Source organism: Salinarimonas soli (assembly GCF_008386575.1).
Classification (GTDB): Bacteria; Pseudomonadota; Alphaproteobacteria; order Rhizobiales; family Beijerinckiaceae; genus Salinarimonas_A; species Salinarimonas_A soli.
The window spans coordinates 16,591-35,188 of record NZ_VUOA01000054.1 but is presented as its reverse complement, the minus strand read 5'-3'; the positions used below and the strand labels follow the sequence as shown (position 1 = coordinate 35,188).

The 18,598-nt window shown below is 71.6% G+C and carries 19 protein-coding genes, 1 tRNA gene and 1 other annotated feature; of the genes, 9 read left to right on the top strand and 11 right to left on the bottom strand.

Features of this window, described 5'->3' with window-relative positions:
- Positions 1–320 precede the first annotated feature (320 nt).
- Positions 321–376 (top strand) — a sequence feature (sul1 is cis-regulatory element that is thought to sense ions involved in sulfur or methionine metabolism; They are found in Alphaproteobacteria).
- A gap of 183 nt (positions 377–559) precedes the next feature.
- Genes F0L46_RS24685 through F0L46_RS24675 form a run of 3 tightly spaced genes read left to right on the top strand, consistent with a single transcriptional unit; the run spans position 560 to position 3,399 of the window.
- The gene (locus tag F0L46_RS24685) at positions 560–1,171 is read left to right on the top strand and encodes a serine O-acetyltransferase (RefSeq protein ID WP_149822278.1); all 612 of its coding nucleotides are present in this window, start codon (positions 560–562) and stop codon (positions 1,169–1,171) included.
- Positions 1,172–1,200: 29 nt separating this feature from the next.
- Positions 1,201–3,138: an HAD-IIIC family phosphatase gene (locus F0L46_RS24680; RefSeq protein WP_149822277.1), complete on the top strand. Its 1,938-nt coding sequence runs from the start codon at positions 1,201–1,203 to the stop codon at positions 3,136–3,138.
- A 12-nt stretch (positions 3,139–3,150) separates the two neighbouring features.
- Entirely contained in the window at positions 3,151–3,399 is a 249-nt protein-coding gene (locus F0L46_RS24675; RefSeq protein WP_149822276.1) for an acyl carrier protein, read from the top strand.
- 322 nt (positions 3,400–3,721) lie between these two features.
- On the opposite strand, the gene F0L46_RS24670 is transcribed toward F0L46_RS24675, so the two are convergent.
- Positions 3,722–3,797 (bottom strand) — tRNA-Thr (locus tag F0L46_RS24670).
- A 240-nt stretch (positions 3,798–4,037) separates the two neighbouring features.
- On the opposite strand from F0L46_RS24670, the gene F0L46_RS24665 reads away from it, so the two are divergent.
- Entirely contained in the window at positions 4,038–4,466 is a 429-nt protein-coding gene (locus tag F0L46_RS24665; protein ID WP_149822275.1) for a DUF4149 domain-containing protein, read from the top strand.
- Here F0L46_RS24665 and F0L46_RS24660 read toward each other — a convergent pair.
- The 3 genes from F0L46_RS24660 to F0L46_RS24650 all read right to left on the bottom strand — a co-directional run bounded on the left by F0L46_RS24660 (position 4,455) and on the right by F0L46_RS24650 (position 7,903).
- Positions 4,455–5,648 (bottom strand): multidrug effflux MFS transporter, encoded by a 1,194-nt coding sequence (locus tag F0L46_RS24660; RefSeq protein WP_149822274.1) that lies wholly within the window; start codon positions 5,646–5,648, stop codon positions 4,455–4,457. The two genes, F0L46_RS24665 and F0L46_RS24660, sit on opposite strands and share 12 nt — an antisense overlap.
- A 79-nt stretch (positions 5,649–5,727) precedes the next feature.
- Positions 5,728–6,471, bottom strand: a complete 744-nt coding sequence (locus F0L46_RS24655) for a M48 family metallopeptidase (RefSeq protein WP_149822273.1) — start codon at positions 6,469–6,471, stop codon at positions 5,728–5,730.
- Between the two features lie 133 nt (positions 6,472–6,604).
- Complete coding sequence (locus F0L46_RS24650) at positions 6,605–7,903, bottom strand: polyhydroxyalkanoate depolymerase (RefSeq protein ID WP_149822272.1); 1,299 nt, start codon at positions 7,901–7,903, stop codon at positions 6,605–6,607.
- 284 nt (positions 7,904–8,187) lie between these two features.
- Between F0L46_RS24650 and F0L46_RS24645 the strand changes: the two genes are divergently transcribed.
- From F0L46_RS24645 to F0L46_RS24635, 3 genes are all read left to right on the top strand, one after another.
- On the top strand, positions 8,188–9,534 hold the full coding sequence (locus F0L46_RS24645) for an ActS/PrrB/RegB family redox-sensitive histidine kinase (RefSeq protein WP_240540148.1): 1,347 nt from the start codon (positions 8,188–8,190) through the stop codon (positions 9,532–9,534).
- 91 nt (positions 9,535–9,625) lie between these two features.
- Positions 9,626–10,186 carry an ActR/PrrA/RegA family redox response regulator transcription factor gene (locus F0L46_RS24640; protein WP_149822270.1) on the top strand — a complete coding sequence of 187 codons (561 nt, stop codon included), beginning with the start codon at positions 9,626–9,628 and terminating at the stop codon, positions 10,184–10,186.
- Between the two features lie 98 nt (positions 10,187–10,284).
- A complete protein-coding gene (locus tag F0L46_RS24635; RefSeq protein ID WP_149822269.1) occupies positions 10,285–10,761 on the top strand; it encodes a GNAT family N-acetyltransferase in 477 nt (158 codons plus the stop codon).
- Here the strand turns inward: F0L46_RS24635 and F0L46_RS24630 are convergent.
- Together F0L46_RS24630 and F0L46_RS24625 are read right to left on the bottom strand one after the other, a co-directional pair.
- The gene (locus F0L46_RS24630; RefSeq protein ID WP_149822268.1) at positions 10,756–11,232 is read right to left on the bottom strand and encodes an MmcB family DNA repair protein; all 477 of its coding nucleotides are present in this window, start codon (positions 11,230–11,232) and stop codon (positions 10,756–10,758) included. The two genes, F0L46_RS24635 and F0L46_RS24630, sit on opposite strands and share 6 nt — an antisense overlap.
- Positions 11,233–11,288: 56 nt before the next feature.
- The gene (locus tag F0L46_RS24625) at positions 11,289–12,053 is read right to left on the bottom strand and encodes a sulfate transporter family protein (protein ID WP_149822280.1); all 765 of its coding nucleotides are present in this window, start codon (positions 12,051–12,053) and stop codon (positions 11,289–11,291) included.
- A 103-nt stretch (positions 12,054–12,156) separates the two neighbouring features.
- Between F0L46_RS24625 and F0L46_RS24620 the strand changes: the two genes are divergently transcribed.
- Positions 12,157–13,422, top strand: a complete 1,266-nt coding sequence (locus F0L46_RS24620) for a flavin monoamine oxidase family protein (protein WP_240540147.1) — start codon at positions 12,157–12,159, stop codon at positions 13,420–13,422.
- A 5-nt stretch (positions 13,423–13,427) separates the two neighbouring features.
- Here F0L46_RS24620 and F0L46_RS24615 read toward each other — a convergent pair whose 3' ends face one another.
- Together F0L46_RS24615 and F0L46_RS24610 are read right to left on the bottom strand one after the other, a co-directional pair.
- Positions 13,428–14,387: an SEL1-like repeat protein gene (locus F0L46_RS24615; protein ID WP_149822266.1), complete on the bottom strand. Its 960-nt coding sequence runs from the start codon at positions 14,385–14,387 to the stop codon at positions 13,428–13,430.
- Positions 14,387–15,052 carry a thiamine phosphate synthase gene (locus tag F0L46_RS24610; RefSeq protein WP_149822265.1) on the bottom strand — a complete coding sequence of 222 codons (666 nt, stop codon included), beginning with the start codon at positions 15,050–15,052 and terminating at the stop codon, positions 14,387–14,389. Before F0L46_RS24610 ends, F0L46_RS24615 begins: the two co-directional genes overlap by 1 nt.
- Positions 15,053–15,184: 132 nt before the next feature.
- Here F0L46_RS24610 and F0L46_RS24605 point away from each other — a divergent pair, with 132 nt between their 5' ends.
- On the top strand, positions 15,185–15,427 hold the full coding sequence (locus F0L46_RS24605; protein WP_149822264.1) for a DUF2798 domain-containing protein: 243 nt from the start codon (positions 15,185–15,187) through the stop codon (positions 15,425–15,427).
- A 57-nt stretch (positions 15,428–15,484) separates the two neighbouring features.
- Here the strand turns inward: F0L46_RS24605 and fba are convergent, their stop codons facing one another.
- From fba to F0L46_RS24590, 3 genes are all read right to left on the bottom strand, one after another.
- A complete protein-coding gene (gene fba / locus F0L46_RS24600) occupies positions 15,485–16,576 on the bottom strand; it encodes a class II fructose-bisphosphate aldolase (protein WP_149822263.1) in 1,092 nt (363 codons plus the stop codon).
- A 263-nt stretch (positions 16,577–16,839) separates the two neighbouring features.
- Complete coding sequence (locus tag F0L46_RS24595; RefSeq protein WP_149822262.1) at positions 16,840–18,033, bottom strand: phosphoglycerate kinase; 1,194 nt, start codon at positions 18,031–18,033, stop codon at positions 16,840–16,842.
- The gene (locus tag F0L46_RS24590; RefSeq protein ID WP_240540146.1) at positions 18,030–18,587 is read right to left on the bottom strand and encodes a hypothetical protein; all 558 of its coding nucleotides are present in this window, start codon (positions 18,585–18,587) and stop codon (positions 18,030–18,032) included. Before F0L46_RS24590 ends, F0L46_RS24595 begins: the two co-directional genes overlap by 4 nt.
- Positions 18,588–18,598 lie beyond the last annotated feature (11 nt).

Below are 18,598 nucleotides of genomic sequence, written 5' to 3'. Positions count from 1 at the left end.
CCTCGGCGGCGCACGATCAACCATCCAACGATGGCGCGCCAGGAGGGGAGACGCCGTCAGGGCAGCAGCGAACGCTCCCTGAGGCGCAACGACGACGGACGGGCCCATGACGCGGGCGTCCGCGTGCGACTTCGTGCGCGGCATGCGCCTATTCGCAAGCGCCGGAGAGGCGCCTCTCAGATCGGCTCCACGCTGCCCCGCTGTAATCGAGAGGAACGGGAACAGACGACCGGCCGCGTCAACCGGTGTTGACGGTGACAGGACTGTGAACAGGGGAGCGTTGCCTTACGTGAAGCTGCCATGTAGAGTGTTCGTAATCACAATGACCTGGTGAAAATCCAGGTGGCTCTTCCGGCCGCCCATCCGCCGGATCACCAGCCGTTTGACACGAGGCTTTGCCTCGCGATGGAAGCCTGTAGGGCAATCGATGCACATTCGCCGCCGACGCGTTCGGCCGCGCCCCCTCGTCGAGGGACGGGCGGGAACGCGCGCGCGGTGAGCGTGCCCGTCATGTCCATTGCAGCGAGGCAGCGTCGTCGAACCTGAATGAGACGAACAGATGCCGGTCGAGAACGCTCCCAGCGAACAGATTCCGTCCGATCACGTGGCGGTCGCGGGGAAGCCTGAGCCCGTTCACCACGGGCTTGGTTTCTGGGCGATCGTGAAGGAAGACCTCAAGCTTCAATATGGCGAATGGAGCACGCCGGGCTTCCAGGCGCTCCTGATGTACCGCATCGGCGTGGAACGCTACAGCCGCGGCAAGATCGCGCGCAAGATCCTGGGCCTGATCTACAACGTCATGCATCGCTTCGTGCGCAACGTCTACACGATCGAGCTCTACAGCACCGCCAAGATCGGCCGCCGCGTGAAGATCGCCCATCAGGGCGGGATCGTGATCCATCCCAACGCGGTCATCGGCGACGACTGCGTCATCCGGCAGAACGTGACCATCGGCGCCGTCGGCGACGACAGCTGGCAGATCGCCCCGACCTTGGGCCGGAACGTCAGCATCGGGGCCGGCGCCGTCGTGATCGGCCGCATCCATGTCGGCGACAACGTGCGCATCGGCCCAAACAGCGTCGTCACGATGAACGTGCCGGCCGACAGTCTCGTCGTGGTGCCGCCGCCGCGGATCCTGCCGATGGCCAAGCCGACGGCGCCCGCGCGATGACCCCCCGGCATCCTGGCGAGATCGACACCATGACGAGCAGTCCTGCGCTTCTTCGAGGGCCCGAGGCGGGCTTGCCGGCCGAGGGCGGGGGACAGGCCGCCCCGCCCCCGATCGCGGGCGGTCCTCAGGAGGCTCTGCGGGCCGCGCGCACCGCCTACAAGGAGGGGCGTCCCGGGGACACGACGCGGCTCCTGTTCGACGTGGTCGACTGCGGCGAGAGCTATCTGGAATGGCAGGCCGCCGCCGCGCTGGCGGTCCGGATGGCGGGCGAGGGCCATCGGCCGCCATGCCGGCGTTCGGTCCGGCTCTGGATCGGCAACAGCTACACCGTGGGGCAGTTCACGCCGCTCCTGCGCCTCGCCGCCTGGCGCAACGGCGTCGATCTCGAGATCGGCGAGGGCACCTACGGGCAGTTCCGGCAGGAGATCCTCGATCCCGGCTCGGGGCTCTATGCCTTCGAGCCGGACATCGTGCTGCTCGCGGTCCATGCCGGCGACGTGCCCTTCGGCGAGTTTTCCTCCGATCCCGCCGGGGAGGTGGACGCCGAGGCGCGATCGTGGGCTGCCTTGCTGCGCACCCTGACGGAGCGCCGGGCCGTGCGCGTCGTCCTGCATAATTTCGCGACCCCGGCCGAGAGCTGCTTCGGCAACCTCACCGAGAGCCTGCCTGGCTCGCGGACGTCGATGCTGCGAGCGCTCAACCGGCGCATCGTCGAGGAGGCGCCGGAGACCACCGCCGTGGTGGACGTGGACCGCGCCTCGGCCGTGTTCGGGAAATCGCGCTGGTTCGACCCGAAATATTGGCATCTCAGCCGCCAGGCCTGCTCGCTCGCCGCCCTGCCGATGTTGGCCAAGCAGACCAGCGCCGTCATCGCGGCGTCGGTCGGCCTGTCCAAGAAATGCATCGCGGTCGATTTCGACAATACGCTGTGGGGCGGTGTCATCGGGGAGGACGGCGTCGGGGGCATCCGCATCGGCGGCGGCGACGCGGAGGGTGAGGCGTTCGCGCAGTTCCAGGCCACCTTGAAGGCCTTGAAGGAGCGCGGCATCCTGCTGGCGGCCTGCACGAAGAACAACCCGGCGGACGCGCGCGAGCCGTTCCTCAAGCGGCCCGAGATGATCCTGAAGCTGGAGGATTTCGCGGCCTTCGCGGCGAACTGGGATCGCAAATCCGACAATCTCGTCCGGCTGGCCCAGGAGCTGAACATCGGCCTCGACGCGATCGTCTTCGTCGACGACAACCCGGCCGAGCGGGAGATCATCCGGCAGCTCGTGCCCGAGGTCGAGGTGCTGGACCTTCCCGCCGACCCCTCAGGCTACGCGCGTGCGCTCGCCGGCTGCACCTTCTTCGAGGTCACCGCCATCACCGCGGAGGACGCGGAGAGGACGCGGCTCTACCGTGCCCGCGCCGACGCCCAGAACCTGCGCGCCGATGCGGGCACCGTCGAGGACTTCTACCGTTCGCTCGCGATGACGGCCCATGTCCGGCCCGTCGACGACGCGTCCTCGGCCCGGGTCGTGCAGCTCCTGAGCAAGTCCAATCAGTTCAACCTGACCACGAAGCGCTACGGGCCGGCGGAGGTCGCCGCGCTCAGGGCCGACCCGGATTATCATCTGCTCGCGGCGAGCCTGCGCGACCGGTTCACGGACCATGGCCTCGTCTGCGTGATGGGCTGCCGGGTCGTGGGCGACGTGCTCGAGATCGATGTCTGGGCGATGAGCTGCCGGGTCATCGGGCGCACCCTCGAGAGTTTCATGCTGGCCGAGGCGGTCGGGCTTGCCCGGGAGAGCGGGTGCCGAACCCTGCGCGGCCTCTACCTGCCGACCGCGAAGAACGGAATGGTCGCCGACCTTTATCCGCGGCTGGGCTTCGTGCCCGCCGTTGCCGACGAGGCTTCCGAGGGGATTTTCACGCTCGACGTCGCAACCTGGGCCGCTGGGCAGGCGTTCATCGAGGCTGGGTTTTAGGGAGTATCCATCATGACGACGGACGAGACCGTTCATGAGGTATTTCGCACGGTATTCAACGACGACGACATCGTCCTGAGCGACGATTACAGCGCGGCGGATCGGTCCGATTGGGACTCGATCGCGCATCTCAACCTGATGTTCGCCCTCGAGCAATCGCTCGGGGTCACGTTCTCGGGCAACGAGTTCATGTCGCTTTCGAATGTCGGCGAGCTGCGGCAGCTTCTGCGCGCGAAGCTGGGCTCGCCGACCTACGCCTGAGCCGGACGGTTCGTCACGGCGGGCGAAGGCGGCTCGCCCGCGTTGCCGCCGCGCGGCAGCGGACCGTGAGCGCCGAAAGCCTGTCGCCCCTTCCCGAACGGGCCGGGGCGGCGGGCCCGGGCGCGACGTCACGGGTGATCCAGTTGCCCTTGATCGCCTCCGTGCGCCCGTTGCCGCGTCAGCCGCGCGGCGGCAACGATCGCGAAGCCGGAACGTCTTCACGAACCATCGGTCTCGAAGGGCGGAACCGGAGGTCGGCCGACCAGATCCGGCTCCTGATCAGCGGCCGCCAGCGGGGTCGGGGTTCAGTCTGCAGGGGTGATGGTGCCGCAAGAGGGATTCGAACCCCCGACCCCCTCATTACGAATGAGGTGCTCTACCAGCTGAGCTATTGCGGCGATCGGCCGGCCCGGTGGGGCCGCGCGACGGTCGGCTCTCATAACCCCCGCGGGCGGGATTGGCAAGGGTGTCGTGCCTTGCGTGTCGTGCCTTGCGTGTCGCGCCTCGGGTGTCGCGCCCTGGGCCTCATGCCGGGGCGCCATTCGCCGGGCAGGGCCGCGCGCGATGGTCGCGGGGTGCTTCTCCGGGGCGGCGAGGGGCCCTAATTCGGCGGGAGCGCCATCCCGGAGCCTCGCCCCGTGCCCCTGACCGCCCTCGTCGTCCTCGCCCTCGTCTGCGCCGTGATCGGCGGCATGCTGTTCTTCGCCGGGGGCGTGGCGCCCCAGGTGTTCCGGGCGCTGCCCGTGGCGGAGGGGGGCCGGTTCCTGCGGCGGCTGTTTCCGGTCTATTATCTCGTCTTCGGCGTCGCGACGCTGGTTGCGGCCGCGATCGCGGCGGCGGGCGGGCTGTGGCGCGAGGGGCTGCTCCTCGGCCTCGTCGCGGTGGGCTTCGCCGTGGCGCGCCAGGGCCTGATGCCCCGCATCAACGGCCTGCGGGACCGGGTGACGGCGGGCGACAAGGCGGCGCAGGCGCCCTTCGACACGCTCCACCGCACCAGCGTCTGGCTCAATGGCTTCCAGCTCCTCGGCCTCGTCGCCATCGCGGTCCTCCTCGCCTCACGCGCCTGAGCGCGCCGCCCGCGAGGCGTGGAACAGGAGGAAGGCGAGCACGCCCAGAAGCGCGATCGTGCCCGGCAGGAGGAGGGGCGCGACGCCGATGCCCGCGCCGAGCCCCACCCCGACGACCGCCGCGAAGGTCATCTGGCAGATGCCGAGCAGCGAGGAGGCGGCGCCGGCCCAGTTGGCGAAGGGCGTCATGGCGGCGGCGAGCGATTGCGGCATGGTGAGCCCCACGCCCGCCGCGTAGACCGTCATCGGAAGGGTGAGCTCGAGGGAGGTCCCGGTGCCCGCAAGGGCGAGCGCGATCATCGCGAGCCCCGCCCCGCCCTGGCAGGCGACCCCCAGCGCGATCACGCCGTCGAGGCCGCGCCCTCCCACCAGCCGCTGCGCCACGAGGGTGCCGCCGATGAAGCCGAAGACCATGAAGGCGAAGGAGAAGGCGTAAGGGAGCCGGTCGAGCCCGTAGACGCCCTGGAGCACGAAGGACGAGCCGGAGATGAAGGCGAACAGGCCCGCATAGGTCAGCGCGTTGAGCCCGACATAGACGCGGAACGCCCGGTGGCGCAGGAGCTCGCGAAAGCCCCGCAGGATCCCGAGGAACGAGATGGGACCTGGCTGGCGCACCCGCACCGTCTCGGGAAGGGCGAGGCTCACCACCGCCAGCATGGCGAGCGCGAAGGCGAAGATCGCCGCGAAGGTGGCGCGCCAGCCGAAGGCCTCGTGGATGAGCCCGCCCAGCACGGGCGCGGCCGCCGGTACGAGCCCCATGATCGTGCCCATCCGGGAGAGCTCGCGTCCGGCCCGGGGGCCCTCGTAGAGGTCGCGCACCACCGCGCGGGCCAGCACCACGGGCGCCGAACCGCCCAGCGCCTGCACGAAGCGGGCGCCGACCAGGGTCTCGATGCTCGGGGCGAAGGTGCAGGCGACCGTCGCGGCCGCGAATAGGACGAGCCCCGCGAGCAGGACCGGCCGGCGCCCGAGCTTGTCGGAGAGCGGGCCGTAGAGGAACTGGCCCACCGCGAAGCCGACGAGGAAGGCCGACAGGGTGAGCTGCGCCCCGCCCGTGGTGGCCCGCAATTCGCCGGCGATCGCCGGCAGCGAGGGCAGGTACATGTCCGTCGAGAGGGGCGCGAGCGCCGTCAGGAGGGCCAGGACGGCGGTCATGGCAAGCGTGTCGGGCTGCAGGCGCATGGGAGGGATCCGGCCGCGGGCCTGCCTCATAGCCCATTTCGCGGGCGCGCGGGGATCCTTCCTGCGCGACGGGGCCGGGCTAGCCGTAGCGGTGCAGCCCCGCGCCGTGGCGCTTGAGCCAGGCCTCCGCCTCCTGGGTCGCGGGGCAGGCGCCCTGGACGAGGCGCCAGAAGCGCTGCGAATGGTTCATCTCGCGCAGATGCGCCACCTCGTGGGCGGCGAGATAGTCGAGCACGAAGGGGGGCGCCAGGATGAGCCGCCAGGAGAAGTTGAGCCCGCCCCGCGCCGAGCAGGAGCCCCAGCGGCTCGTGGTGTCGCGCAGGGTGATCCGGCTCGGGCTGACCCCAAGCGCCTCGGCGTAGCGCGCCACCGCCGCCTCGAGGTCGCGCCGGGCCTCGCGCTGCAGGAACGCGCGGACGCGGCCCGCCACCTCGGCGGTCTCTCCGGCCACCGCGAGGATCGGGCCGCCCGCGTCCGTCGCGACGCTCACCCGGCGCAGCGCCACGGGGCGGTGCGCGATCCGGTGCTCGACACCGCGCAGGGGTACGAGCGCGCCGGGCACCAGCGCCACCCGGTCGGGGACGCGGGCGAGGCGCGCCGCGATCCAGCCGCCATGGGCGTCGGCGAAGCGCTTGGCGGCGGCGACGTCCGTGCGTTCGGGGATGGTGAGGACCGCCTCGCCCGTGACGCTCGACACCCGCAGGGTGAGACGGCGCGCGGCCGGGCGGCGGCGCAGGGCGACGCGAAAGATCGCGCCCTCGTGGGCGACGGTGATGTCGGTGGGATCGGGCCGACGGAACAGGGCGAATCGCGACAACGTCATGGCGGCATGTGAGGGCCGAAACGGTTAACCCCGCAACCCATGCCGGCCGATCGCTCCCGGGAGGTGAGCGCCGACGGCGCCGCCTCCCCCGCCAGGGGGCAGGGGAGCGGGGCGACGCTCTCGGGCCGCTCCCTCAGCCGACGACCTTGCGCAGGGCCGGCTTGCGGGCCGCCTTGGTCGGGCGCCCGGCGGCGAACTCGTCCTGCTGCACCTGCATGAAGGCGGCGATCCGCGGCGCGATGGACTTGCGGAAGCGCGAGCCGTTGAACACGCCGTAATGCCCCACCTCGGTCTGGAGGTGATAGAGCTTCTTCTCGTCGGGAAGGTTCGGCGTGAGGTCGAGGGCGGCGAGCGTCTGGCCGACGCCGGAGATGTCGTCCTTCTCGCCCTCCACCGCCATGATGGCGCAGTGGCGGATGGCGCCGAGATCCACGGGCTTGTCCCGGTGCATCATGGTGCCGCGCGGCAGGTCGTGGTCGACGAACACCGCGGCGACGGTCTGGAGGTAGAACTCCGCCGTGAGGTCCTGGACGGCGAGGTACTCGTCGTAGAAGTCGCGGTGCTTCTCGGCCGAGTCGCCGTCGCCCTGGACGAGGTGCTTGAACATGTCCCAATGGGCGTTGATGTGCCGGTCGAGGTTCATCGCCATGAAACCCGACAATTGCAGGAAGCCCGGATAGACCTGGCGCCAGAAGCCGGGCGCGGTGGGCGGCACGCGCACGATGCAATGGCGCTCGAACCATTCGGTGCCGCGCTCCATCGCCACCTTGTTCACCGCGGTGGGGGAGCGGCGGGTGTCGATGGGGCCGCCCATGAGGGTCATGGAGAGCGGCGTGCGGGGGTCGTTCTCGGCCTCCATGCGGGCGATCGCGGCGAGCACGGGCACGGAGGGCTGGCACACCGCCATGAGGTGCACGTCGGGCCCGAGCAGGCGGGTCATCTCGATGACGTAGTCGATGTAGTCGTCGAGGTCGAAGCGGCCGTCGACGAGGGGCACCATGCGGGCGTCGGCCCAGTCGGTGATGTAGACCTCGTGGGTGGGCAGGAAGGCCTCGACGGTGCCGCGCAGCAGGGTAGCGTAGTGGCCCGACATCGGGGCGACGAGGAGGATCTTGGGCTGGGGCTTGGCGTCGGGGCCGCGCACGCGATCGAAGTGGATCAGCTGGCAGAACGGGCGGCTCCAGACGATTCGCTCGTGGACGGCGACCGTCTGCCCCTCGATCTGCGTGGTGTCGAGGCCGAAGGCAGGCTTGCCGTAGCGGCGCGTGGTGCGCTCGAAGAGTTCGCAGCCGGCTGCGACGGTGCGGCCGTAGGCGGTATTGGCGAGGGGGTTGCCGGGGTTGCGGAAGAGGACCTTCGTGGCATCGGACGCGGCCCGGGCCGGGGCCATCATCATATGGCCCGTCTCATATAGAAAATACGCGAGGTCCATCGATACCCCCATCGTCGGTCGCCCTTCTTCCACGTTGTCGCGGACCGGGCTGTTCTTCATAAACCGGTCTGGCAAAAGTAAAGTTCCCATTCCACAATGCAACGCCGCTATTCCTTTCGGGCCCGTTAAGCTTCACCCCTGTGCCATTTTTGACGCGCTTTTGGGCGCCCTTCGCCCGGCGGGCGGGCGCGCTGCCGCGACTTTAGGCAGAGCCGGCGGACGAAAGTGACGTTGGGTAAACTTGGCGCGTTGCGCCCGGCCGCAGCCGCCCTATGGTAGGCGCTGTGATCGACGTCGAACCATCGGAGCTCGGCCGCCTCTCGCGCGGCTTGCGGCTCGACACCCTGGTCCGCCTGCGCTGGCTTGCCATCATCGGCCAATGCGCCGCCGTGGCCGGGGTGCATTTCGGCCTCGGCTTCCGGCTACCCTTCGGGCCGTGCCTGCTGCTCATCGCGCTGTCGGTGGCGGTCAACCTCACCTTGCAGATCCGCCATCCGGCGAGCCACCGCCTGAGCGACGACGCCACCACCTTCCTGCTCGGCTTCGACATCCTCCAGCTCGCCCTGCTGCTCTATCTCACGGGCGGCCTGCAGAACCCGTTCTCGCTGCTCTTCCTCGCCCCCGTGCTGATCTCGGCCACGGCGCTCACGCCCCAGCGCACCCTGGGGCTCGGCATGCTGGCGGTGGGCTGCGCCACGCTCCTCGTCCTCGTGCACCGCCCCCTGCCCTGGCGGCCGGGCGAGCCCCTGGAGCTGCCCTTCCTCTACGTCTCGGGGGTCTGGACCGCGATCCTGCTGGGAGCCGCCTTCACGGGGATCTATGCCTGGCGCGTGGCCGAGGAGGCGCGCCAGCTCGCCGCGGCGCTCGCCGCCACCGAGCTCGTGCTCGCCCGCGAGCAGCACATCTCCCAGCTCGACGGGCTCGCGGCGGCGGCCGCGCACGAGCTCGGCACGCCGCTCGCCACCATCGCGCTCGTCGCCAAGGAGCTCGCCCGCCGCCTGCCGCAGGACGACGAGACCGCGGAGGACATGCGGCTCCTGCGCGAGCAGGTGGAGCGCTGCCGGGGCATCCTGGGCAAGCTCACCTCCCTCGGCCAGGAGGACGAGCAGACGGAGTTCCTGGAGACCATGACCCTCACCCACCTCGTGGAGGAGGTGGTGGCGCCGCAGCGGGATTTCGGCATGCCGATCCGCATCGGCGGCCGAGGCGAGGGCCCCGAGCCCGTCTGCCGGCGCGATCCCGGCCTCGTGCACGGCCTCGACAACGTGGTCGACAACGCCGTGGGCTTCGCCGAGACGGCGGTGGAGATCGAGCTCGCCTGGACGGGGAACGAGGTCTCGGTGGAGGTGCGCGACGACGGGCCGGGCTTCGCGCCGGAGGTGCTGCTGCGCCTCGGCGAGCCCTACGTGACCACGCGGGGCCACGACAAGCGCGGCCCCGAGGAGGAGGCCTCGGGGCACGGGCTCGGCCTGTTCATCGCCAAGACCCTCATCGAGCGCGGGGGCGCCCAGCTCCAGGTGAGCAACGCCGCCCTGCCCGCGAGCGGGGCGGTCGTGCGCGTGGTGTGGCCCCGCGAGGCCTTCGACAAAAAGACGCCGGCGCACGGCGAAAAAGCGGGGCTAACCCGATGAAAAATCGGGTTTGTCTACCCATATTGATCCTATCGGCGAGGGCGGCGGACCGGGGCGGTGCCTCTCGCGATCGACCTCAAGGAGACCATCGATGCTTGAGATGCAGGCCGCCATCACGGCTCAAGGGGGCGACAGGAGCCTCCTGATCGTCGACGACGACCGTCCGTTCTCGACCCGCCTCGCCCGTGCCATGGAAGGCCGCGGCTACGCCGTGCGCGTGGCCGAGAGCGTCGCCGACGGGATCGCCGCCATCGAGGCCCAGGCCCCCGCCTATGCCGTGATCGATATGCGGCTCGGCGACGGCAACGGGCTCGACGTGATCACCCGGCTCAAAGAGCGCCGGCCCGAGGCCCGGGGCGTGATCCTCACGGGCTACGGCAACATCGCCACCGCGGTGACCGCCGTGAAGCTCGGCGCCTTCGACTACCTGGCCAAGCCCGCCGACGCCGACGAGATCGACGCCGCGCTCAATGCCCGCCAGGACGGCCGGGCCGAGCCGCCGGAGAACCCCATGTCGGCCGACCGGGTGCGCTGGGAGCATATCCAGCGCGTCTACGAACTGTGCGGGCGCAACGTCTCCGAGACGGCGCGCCGCCTCAACATGCACCGCCGCACCCTCCAGCGCATCCTCGCCAAGCGCGCGCCGCGCTAGGGCGGGACGGGCGTCGGGGCTGACCTCCTAGGGCGTCGCGCGAGCGGCGCCTTTTCTTTTGGCTCGACAGCCCCGTCCGGCTCTGGTGCCCTGCCGCCATGGACGCGCCTCAAGCCTTCCCCGCCCTCTCGATCCGCGCCGAAGATCCGGCCCAGCCCGACGTAAGGGCGCTGCTGCGGGCCGGCGAGGCCTTCTCGGCGGCGCTCTATCCGGCCGAGAGCAACCACCACCTGCCCCTGGACGCTTTACGGGCGCCTGGCATCCGCTTTCTCGTCGCCCGCGACGGCAGCGGCCGGCCGCTCGCCACGGGGGCGCTCGCGCTGCACGACGGGTGGGCGGAGATCAAGCGGATGTGGGTCGTGGAGGAGGCGCGCGGGCGCGGCCTGTCCCGGGCCGTGCTCGACGCCCTGATCGGGATCACCCGCGACGAGGGGGTGCGGGTCCTGCGCCTCGAGACCGGGATCGCGAACCACGCGGCCCTCGGGCTCTACCGCTCCATGGGCTTTCGCGAGCGCGGCCCCTTCGCGGATTACGGGCCCGATCCGCTGAGCGTGTTCATGGAACGCGCGCTATAGGCGCCCATCCGCAATGGCGCCGGGGTCGTCGAGGGCGTGCAGGATGCCCGCAGCCGCATGGGCGAAGCGGAGGGTGACGGCCTTGCGCCGGGCGCCGGCGAGCGGATGGGCGGGGGCTTCGCGCAGGATCGCGGCGCCGAACGAGTCGGCCACGATGAGGCCGGTGTCCTCGGGCAGGATCTCGCGGGGCAGGGTGTCGGGCACGGCGAAGAAGAAGCGGTCGCAGAAATCGCGGTAGTCGGGCCATTTCCGGTCGGCGCGGAAATCGGCCACGCTCGACTTGATCTCCACGATGGTGAGCCCGCCGTCTCCGCCAAGCGCGATCACGTCGGCGCGCCGGCCCGAGGCGAGGGTGAACTCCGGCAGGCTCACATGGCCGAGCTGGGAGAAGAGGCGGCGCACGCCGCGCTGCACGTCGGCCGCCACGGGCGATTGCCGGCGATCAGGCCGCAGGGGAAGGGACAGGGACATCGACGAAAGGGAATGAAACGGGAACGAGGGCACCTTCCTCCCTTTCCCCGGCGCGATCAACCCCCGGGTCCGCGGCGGATCGACTCCCCCGCGCCCGCGCGGCTCAAGGGAGGCTGCGCCGTCTGCGGGATCCCGCGGGCGATGTCCCGGGCGGTGAGGCGCTTGTGGACGTGAACCATGAGGGCGATGCCGAAGAGCGGCGTGAGCAGGTTCGCGAGCGGCACGAGGAGCAGCCCCGCCATCATGGCGCCCGCAAGGAACGCGGTGCCGGCATGGAAGCGGCGCATGGCGGCGGCCTGGGCCGTGGGCCTGAAGCGCCCCGCCGCGAGCTCGAAATATTCCCGGCCCAGCAGGTAGGCGTTCACCCCGAAGAAGGCCGCCACGTTCACCACGGGCACGAAGATCAGGGCGAGCGCCGCTAGGTTGCACAGGAGCGAGAGGCCCGCGAAGCGCAGGCCCATGAGGAGCGAGGCGGCGAGCGGCATGGGCTCGCCGGGCGCCTCGCCGGGAAAGTCGGTGCGCTCGACGATCTCGGCCGCGTCGTCGAGGAAGAACCCCGCCACCACCGACGAGACCGCCGGCAGGACGAAGGCCAGGGCCACCACGAGCCCCGCGCCCGCCAGGAAGACCGCCATCGTGTCGACGAGGGGGTAGGAGGTGCTCAGCGGATGCCCTTGGAGCCAGTAGCCCAGGAGCCGGGTGAGCCCGAACCAGAGGAGGGCGAGGAGCGCGACCGTGAGCGCCAGCGACTTCCACAGGATGCCCCGGAACGGCGCCGAGAAGACCTGGCGCCATGCGGCGAAGGCCGCCTGAACGAGCATGCCGATATCCCCGTTGACGAGCGCCGGCCCGGCGCCATCCTCGACATGAGCGGCGGGCGGGCGCAGTGCAAGAGCCATGTCCGCCCCGAGGCCCGATTCGTCCATGCCTGCCGATCCCCCTCCCCTCCCCTCCGAGCCCGACGTCGCGATCATCGGGGCCGGCGCGGCGGGGATCGGCGCGGCGCGGGCGCTGCTCGCGCGGGGCCTCACGGTCGCGGTGCTGGAAGCCCGCTCCTGGGTCGGCGGGCGGGCCGTCACGGTGGACCTGCGGGGTCACCCGGTCGATCTTGGCGCCCACTGGCTCCATGCCGGACCCATCAATCCTCTCGTGGCCCTGGCCCTGGCTCGCGGCGAGCCCCTGCGGCGCGCGCCGCAGGCATCGCACCTCGTGGTCGGCCGGCGGATGGCGACCGCGGCCGAGGCCGACGCGCTCGGCCGCGCCTTCGACCGGGCCGACCGCACCCTCACAGGCCACGCGGGCGATCCACGCGACGGCCCCGCGGCGGCGAACCTCCCCCTGCTCGGGCGCTGGCGCGAGCCCGTCACCACCGTGCACGGGCTCGTCTGCGGCCGTCCGCTCACGCAGGTGAGCGCCCGCGACTTCCCGAGCCTCGAATACGCGGACAACCATTTCATCCGCGGCGGCTACGGCGCCTATGTGGCCCGGCTCGCCCGGGGCCTGCCGATCCGCCTGCAGGCGCCCGTGACGCGGATCGACTGGTCGGGGCGCGGGGTGCGGATCGAGGGCCCGTTCGGCGCGCTGCGGGCGCGGGCCGCGATCGTCACGGCGCCGGTGAGCGTGCTCCAGGCGGGCGCGATCCGCTTCGACCCGGCCCTGCCCGACCCGACGGGGGCTGCGATCCACGGATTCCTGCCGGGCACCTACGAGCACGTGGTGCTGCATTGGCCCGGCGCGCCGTTCCAGGGCGCGGACCGCATCGCCTCGTTCGCGGGCGGCCCGGCGAAGCCCGCCGGGATGCTGACCCGGATCGACGGGACGCCGTTCCACTATTTCGAGCTCGATCAGCCCATGCGCGACCGCCTCGGGGATCGCGGGCCCGACGCGGCGCGGCGCCTGGCCCGGGCTGTGCTCGCGGAGCGCTTCGGCCCCCGCGCGATCCGCGATCTCGCGATCCCCGGGGTGTCGGCTTGGCGCGAGGATCCGTGGAGCCGCAATTCCTGGGCCGTGGTGCCGCCGGGCGGCTTCCCCGTCCGGGACGACCTCAAGCACGCGGTGGCCGACCGCCTGTGGTTTGCCGGCGAGGCGCTCTCGCGGGAGCAATGGGGCACGGTGGGCGGCGCCTGGGCCGAGGGGGAGCGGGCGGCGGGCGAGATCGCGGACGGGCTCGGGGCGAGCCGCGCCGCGTGAGAGGATCAGCTCGAGCGCTCGGCGGCGATCTTCTCGGCGCGGGCGCGGTCCGCGGCGGGAAGGTTGCGCAGGGCGTTGTCGAGCCAGGTGTCGGACAGGCCCTGGCCCGAGGCGAGGATGTGCCAGGCCGCGGCCTCGATCTCGTTCTTGGGCACCCCGCGCCCCGCCACGTAGAGGCGGGCAAGGCGGTTCTGGGCGATGGCGTTGCCGCGGAAGGCGGCGCGGCGGAACAGGCGGGCCGCCTCGGGCTCGCTGGCGGGCGCGCCGTCGCCGTTGAACAGCGCGATGGCGCGCTCCACCTCGCCCGCGACGCTGCCGTTCGCCGCGGCGCGGGTGAAGAGGCGCAGCGCCTCCGCCTTGTCGGGCTCGACGCCGCGGCCCTTGGCATAGAGCACGCCGAGCGCATGCTGGGCATCCGCCACCTCGGCCTCGGCGGCCCGGCGCAGGAGCGCCACGGCGCGCTTCAAATCGGCGGGTTCGTCGCTCGGCAGGAGGAGCAGGGCGAGGTTGTAGGAGGCCGCCGCGTGGCCGCGCTCGGCGGCCTGCTCCAGCCATTCGCGGGCATGCTCGGGGGAGCGTTCCTGGCCGCGTCCGGTGAGCGACATGATGCCCAGCGAGAACATGGCGTTCGGGTCGCCGAGACCGGCGGCGAGGCGGAACCACTCGGCGGCGCGGGCGGGATCCTCGCGCAGGCCCAAGCCCTGCCGGTGCAGCTCGCCGATGAGGGTCATGGCGGCCGCGTCGTTGGGCAGCTTCTCCAGCCGGGCGCTCGCCTCCTTGAAGGCAGTGAGGAACAGGCCCCGCTGATAGGCGCCGTAGGCCGTATCCGCATCCGGCGCGGGCGGGCCGGCTGCTGGTCGGAGCGTCAGAGGCGGGGCGGCGGGGGTCGTGGTCTGGGCGGGGACGCTGCCGGCGGCGAGCGCGACGGCGAAGCCGAGAGCCGTGGCGAGGAGCCGTGCCCGCATCAGGCGCCGGCCCCGTCGCGCAGCGCCGCGGCGGCGGCCCGCACGGCGGCCGCGGGTCCGCCCTCGTGGGTCCAGACGGCGTCGCCGAGCGCCACGAACTCCGCCCGGGTGGCGGCCAGGCGCGGGACGGCCGCGAGATCCGGGGCGAAGGCGACGCAGGGCGTCTCGAAAATCTCGGCCCACCAGGCGGCCCGCTCCTCGACCGAGTCGAGATGCGGCAGGGAGCCGTCGCGGCGGGGCTCGCCGAAGAGGAGGTAGTCGACCCCCTCCTCGCCGAGCGACATGGCGTCGTGCTTCGATCGCACCCCGCCGACGCCGAGGATGCGCTCGTCCTTGAGCCGTCCGCGCAGCTCGTGCACCGCCTCCAGATCCGCCTCGACATGCACCCCGTCGGCGCCGCCGCGGGCCGCCACGAGGACGAGATCGAGATCCACGGGCGCCTCGCCGACCACGGCGAGCAGGACGGCCGCGCCGTTCTCCTGCGCCACGGGGCACAGCGCCTTCAAGGCCTTGACGAGGGTACGCTCGTCGGCCGCCGCAAGGCGCAACTGCACGGCGGCCACCGTGCCGGCCGAGCAGGCGGCCGACAGGAGCGGGGCGAAGGCGTCGGGCTGATCGACGATCGGGGTGACGAGATAGAGTTGGGACGTGCTCACGGCCCTCATGTGCCGCCACGGGGCCGAAAGCGCAAGCCTTTGGAGAGCGGGCGCGCTCCCCTCTCCCATTCGGGAGAGGGGAGCGGCGCCCGCTTATCCGGGGTGACAGCCCCGCCCGCGCGGTGCTACGCCGCTCGCCGCATGCCACTCCTTCCCGCCCGCTTCGCCCCCATCCTCTTCGGCCTGCTCCTGTCGGGCCTCATGTCCCTCATCGTATCGGGGATCGCGACCCTGCGCGCGCTCGGCCTGCCGCCGGGTTTCGTGGGGCTGTGGCTCTCCGCCTGGCTCTCGGCCTGGGCGATCGCCTTCCCGTCGGTGCTCGTGATCGCGCCGATCGTGCGGCGGATCGTGGCGCGGGTGTGCGAGGCGCCCGGGCGGCGATGAAAAAGGGCGGCCTCACGGCCGCCCTTGCGTTCTGTCCCGTCATGGAGGGTGAAGCTCCTACTCCGCCGCCTGCTTCGCCGCGCCCGAGAAGGTCGGGTCGAGCTCGCCCTTGGCGTAGCGCTTGGCCATCTCGGCGGTGGTGAGGACGCGCTTGATCTTGGAGGCCTGGCCGGCGGTGTTGAACTCCTGCAGGCGCTGGCGGCAGAGCTTCGTCATCGCCTCCATGGCGGGCTTGAGGTACTTGCGAGGGTCGAACTCGCCGGGGTTCTCCTGGAGGATCTTCCGGATCTGACCCGTCATCGCCATGCGGTTGTCGGTGTCGATGTTGATCTTGCGCACGCCGTGCTTGATGCCGCGCTGGATCTCCTCGACGGGCACGCCCCAGGTCTGGGGCATCTTGCCGCCATACTGGTTGATGATGTCCTGGAGGTCCTGGGGCACCGACGACGAGCCGTGCATCACGAGGTGCATGTTGGGCAGCTTGGCGTGGATCTCCTCGATGATGTGCATCGCGAGGATCGCGCCGTCGGGCTTGCGGGTGAACTTGTAGGCGCCGTGCGAGGTGCCCATGGCGATGGCGAGCGCGTCGACCTTGGTCTCGGCGACGAACTTCACCGCCTCGTCGGGGTTCGTGAGCAGCTGGTCGTGGGAGAGCTGCCCCTCGGCGCCATGGCCGTCCTCGGCCTCGCCCATGCCGCTCTCCAGGGAGCCCAGCACGCCGAGCTCGCCCTCGACGGAGATGCCGCCCAGATGCGCCATCTCGGTGACCTGGCGGGTGACGGCGACGTTGTAGTCCCAGTCGCCCGGGGTCTTGCCGTCGGCCTTCAGCGAGCCGTCCATCATGACGGAGGTGAAGCCCGCCTGGATGGCGGTCATGCAGGTGGCGGGCTCGTTGCCGTGGTCGAGGTGCACGCAGACGGGGATGTGCGGGTAGATCTCCGTCACCGCGTCCATCATGTGCTTGAGCATGACGTCGTTGGCGTAGGAGCGGGCGCCGCGGGACGCCTGGATGATCACGGGCGCGTCGACGCCGTTCGCCGCCTCCATGATGGCGAGCGCCTGTTCCATGTTGTTGATGTTGAAGGCGGGCACGCCGTAATCGTTCTCGGCCGCGTGGTCGAGAAGTTGCCGAAGCGTGATGCGGGCCATGTCGATCTCTCCCGGTTTCTGTTCTGGTCCTCGTCGCCGCGCGGGCACGGGCGGGGAGCCCGGCCGACGCGACGCGTTCGCCGCGCCGGTCCCGAGGTGGGCGACGGGGCGTCCGGATCCGCGGGGCTCGCCCCGATGCTCTGCGGCATCTCGGGCGTCACGGCGGGACGCTGTCGCTCACGATTGCGGTTGCTCGGGACCGGCGGGCGGATCCTGTCAAAGATGGAAGCGCCCCGGCCGTTTGTCGACCGGGGCGCCCGATTTCACGCCTTGCGCAGGGCGTCGACCCCCGGCAGCGGCTTGCCCTCCATCCATTCCAGGAAGGCGCCGCCGGCGGTGGAGATGTAGGTGAAGCCCTCGGCGACGCCCGCATGGTTGAGGGCCGCCACCGTGTCGCCCCCGCCCGCCACCGAGACGAGGTGGCCGGCCCGCGTGCGCTCGGCCGCGTGGCGCGCAGCCTCCACGGTGCCCTTGTCGAAGGGGTTGAGCTCGAAGGCGCCAAGAGGGCCGTTCCACACGAGAGTCCGGGCGTCGTTGAGGGTGGAGCGCACCCGGTCCACCGACATGGAGCCGACATCGAGGATCATGCCGTCGTCGGGGATGGCGTCGATGCCGTATTCGTGGTGGGGCGCGTCGGCCTTGAATTGGGACGCCACCACCGCGTCGACGGGGAGCACGATGGCGCAATTGTGCTCGCGGGCCTTGTCGATGATGCGCTGGGCGGTCGGCGCGAGATCCCGCTCGCACAGCGACTTGCCCACCGCGACGCCGATGGCGCTGAGGAAGGTGTTGGCCATGCCGCCGCCGATCACGAGGCTGTCCACCTTCGTGACGAGGTTCTCCAGGAGGTCGATCTTGGAGGACACCTTGGCGCCGCCGACGATCGCCACCACGGGACGCTGGGGATGCTCCAGGCCCTTGGTGAGGGCGTCGAGCTCAGCCTGCATGGTGCGGCCCGCGAAGGCGGGGAGCCGCTCGGCGAGGCCCACGGTCGAGGCATGCGCCCGATGGGCGGCCGAGAAGGCGTCGTTGACGAAGACGTCGCCGAGCCGGGCCAGCGCGTCGGTGAAGGCGGCCTCGTTCCCCTCCTCGCCCGCGTGGAAGCGGGTGTTCTCGAGGAGGAGCACGTCGCCGTCCCTCATGGCGCCCACCGCCGCCTCGGCCGGGGCGCCGACGCAATCCTCGGCGAAGGCGACGGGACGCCCGAGCAGGCGCGCGGTCTCCTCGGCGACGGGTTTCAGCGAATCCTTCGGGTCGCGGCCCTTCGGCCGGCCGAAATGCGACAGGAGCACGACCCGAGCCCCCTTGCCGGCGAGCTCGCGCAGGGTGGGCAGGACCCGCTCGATGCGGGTCGCGTCCGAGACGCGGCCGGCCTCCATGGGCACGTTGAGGTCGACGCGTACGAGGACGCGCTTCCCCTTCACGTCGCCGATGTCGTCGAGGGTGCGAAAGCTCATCGGGTCTGACCTCCAACGTTGACGATGGGCGGCATCACGCCCGGCACGCCGTAGCGCAGGGCCGCCACCGTGGTGCCGGCGCCGATCAGGGCCGAGAGGACGCCGACGAGGAGGAGGGTGCCGAAGCCCGGCACGCCGCGCAGGCGCTGGTCGAGCGCCGCCACCTCGCCCCGCAGGGCCGCCACGTCCTGGCCGCGCGCCGCCTCGCCCATGCGGGCGGTCGCCTTCTCGACCCGATCCTCGACGCGGTTGAGGAGCGCCTCGGAGCGGGCATATTTCTCCTCGATCCGCGCCGCCTTGTCCTCGATGCGCGAGAGCTGGTCGACGCCCACCCGGTCGCCCGGAAGGGCGGGCGGCGGGATGACGGCCGGGGAGGCCGCGGCCGGCCCGCCCGACTCCACCGCGGCCCGCAGCTCGGCCAATGGGCTGGCAACCGGGCCGGCGGCGGGGCTCATGGCGGGGCTTGCGACCGGGCTCGCCACGGGCGGCGCGGCGAAGCCCGGTCCCGACCCGAGCTGGGGTTCCAGGCGGGTCGGCGGGGTAGGGTCGGCCATGGCGGGCGCTC

What these genes read in the sequence shown, in the direction of transcription:
- F0L46_RS24615 (WP_149822266.1), bottom strand. Translation starts at nt 14,387, where the DNA reads ATGCGGGCACGGCTCCTCGCCACGGCTCTCGGCTTCGCCGTCGCGCTC.
- F0L46_RS24610 (WP_149822265.1), bottom strand. Translation starts at nt 15,052, where the DNA reads ATGAGGGCCGTGAGCACGTCCCAACTCTATCTCGTCACCCCGATCGTC.
- F0L46_RS24605 (WP_149822264.1), top strand. Translation starts at nt 15,185, where the DNA reads ATGCCACTCCTTCCCGCCCGCTTCGCCCCCATCCTCTTCGGCCTGCTC.
- F0L46_RS24590 (WP_240540146.1), bottom strand. Translation starts at nt 18,587, where the DNA reads ATGGCCGACCCTACCCCGCCGACCCGCCTGGAACCCCAGCTCGGGTCG.
- F0L46_RS24640 (WP_149822270.1), top strand. Translation starts at nt 9,626, where the DNA reads ATGCTTGAGATGCAGGCCGCCATCACGGCTCAAGGGGGCGACAGGAGC.
- F0L46_RS24685 (WP_149822278.1), top strand. Translation starts at nt 560, where the DNA reads ATGCCGGTCGAGAACGCTCCCAGCGAACAGATTCCGTCCGATCACGTG.
- F0L46_RS24595 (WP_149822262.1), bottom strand. Translation starts at nt 18,033, where the DNA reads ATGAGCTTTCGCACCCTCGACGACATCGGCGACGTGAAGGGGAAGCGC.
- F0L46_RS24660 (WP_149822274.1), bottom strand. Translation starts at nt 5,648, where the DNA reads ATGCGCCTGCAGCCCGACACGCTTGCCATGACCGCCGTCCTGGCCCTC.
- F0L46_RS24680 (WP_149822277.1), top strand. Translation starts at nt 1,201, where the DNA reads ATGACGAGCAGTCCTGCGCTTCTTCGAGGGCCCGAGGCGGGCTTGCCG.
- F0L46_RS24625 (WP_149822280.1), bottom strand. Translation starts at nt 12,053, where the DNA reads ATGCTCGTTCAGGCGGCCTTCGCCGCATGGCGCCAGGTCTTCTCGGCG.
- fba (WP_149822263.1), bottom strand. Translation starts at nt 16,576, where the DNA reads ATGGCCCGCATCACGCTTCGGCAACTTCTCGACCACGCGGCCGAGAAC.
- F0L46_RS24650 (WP_149822272.1), bottom strand. Translation starts at nt 7,903, where the DNA reads ATGGACCTCGCGTATTTTCTATATGAGACGGGCCATATGATGATGGCC.
- F0L46_RS24655 (WP_149822273.1), bottom strand. Translation starts at nt 6,471, where the DNA reads ATGACGTTGTCGCGATTCGCCCTGTTCCGTCGGCCCGATCCCACCGAC.
- F0L46_RS24675 (WP_149822276.1), top strand. Translation starts at nt 3,151, where the DNA reads ATGACGACGGACGAGACCGTTCATGAGGTATTTCGCACGGTATTCAAC.
- F0L46_RS24630 (WP_149822268.1), bottom strand. Translation starts at nt 11,232, where the DNA reads ATGTCCCTGTCCCTTCCCCTGCGGCCTGATCGCCGGCAATCGCCCGTG.
- F0L46_RS24620 (WP_240540147.1), top strand. Translation starts at nt 12,157, where the DNA reads ATGCCTGCCGATCCCCCTCCCCTCCCCTCCGAGCCCGACGTCGCGATC.
- F0L46_RS24635 (WP_149822269.1), top strand. Translation starts at nt 10,285, where the DNA reads ATGGACGCGCCTCAAGCCTTCCCCGCCCTCTCGATCCGCGCCGAAGAT.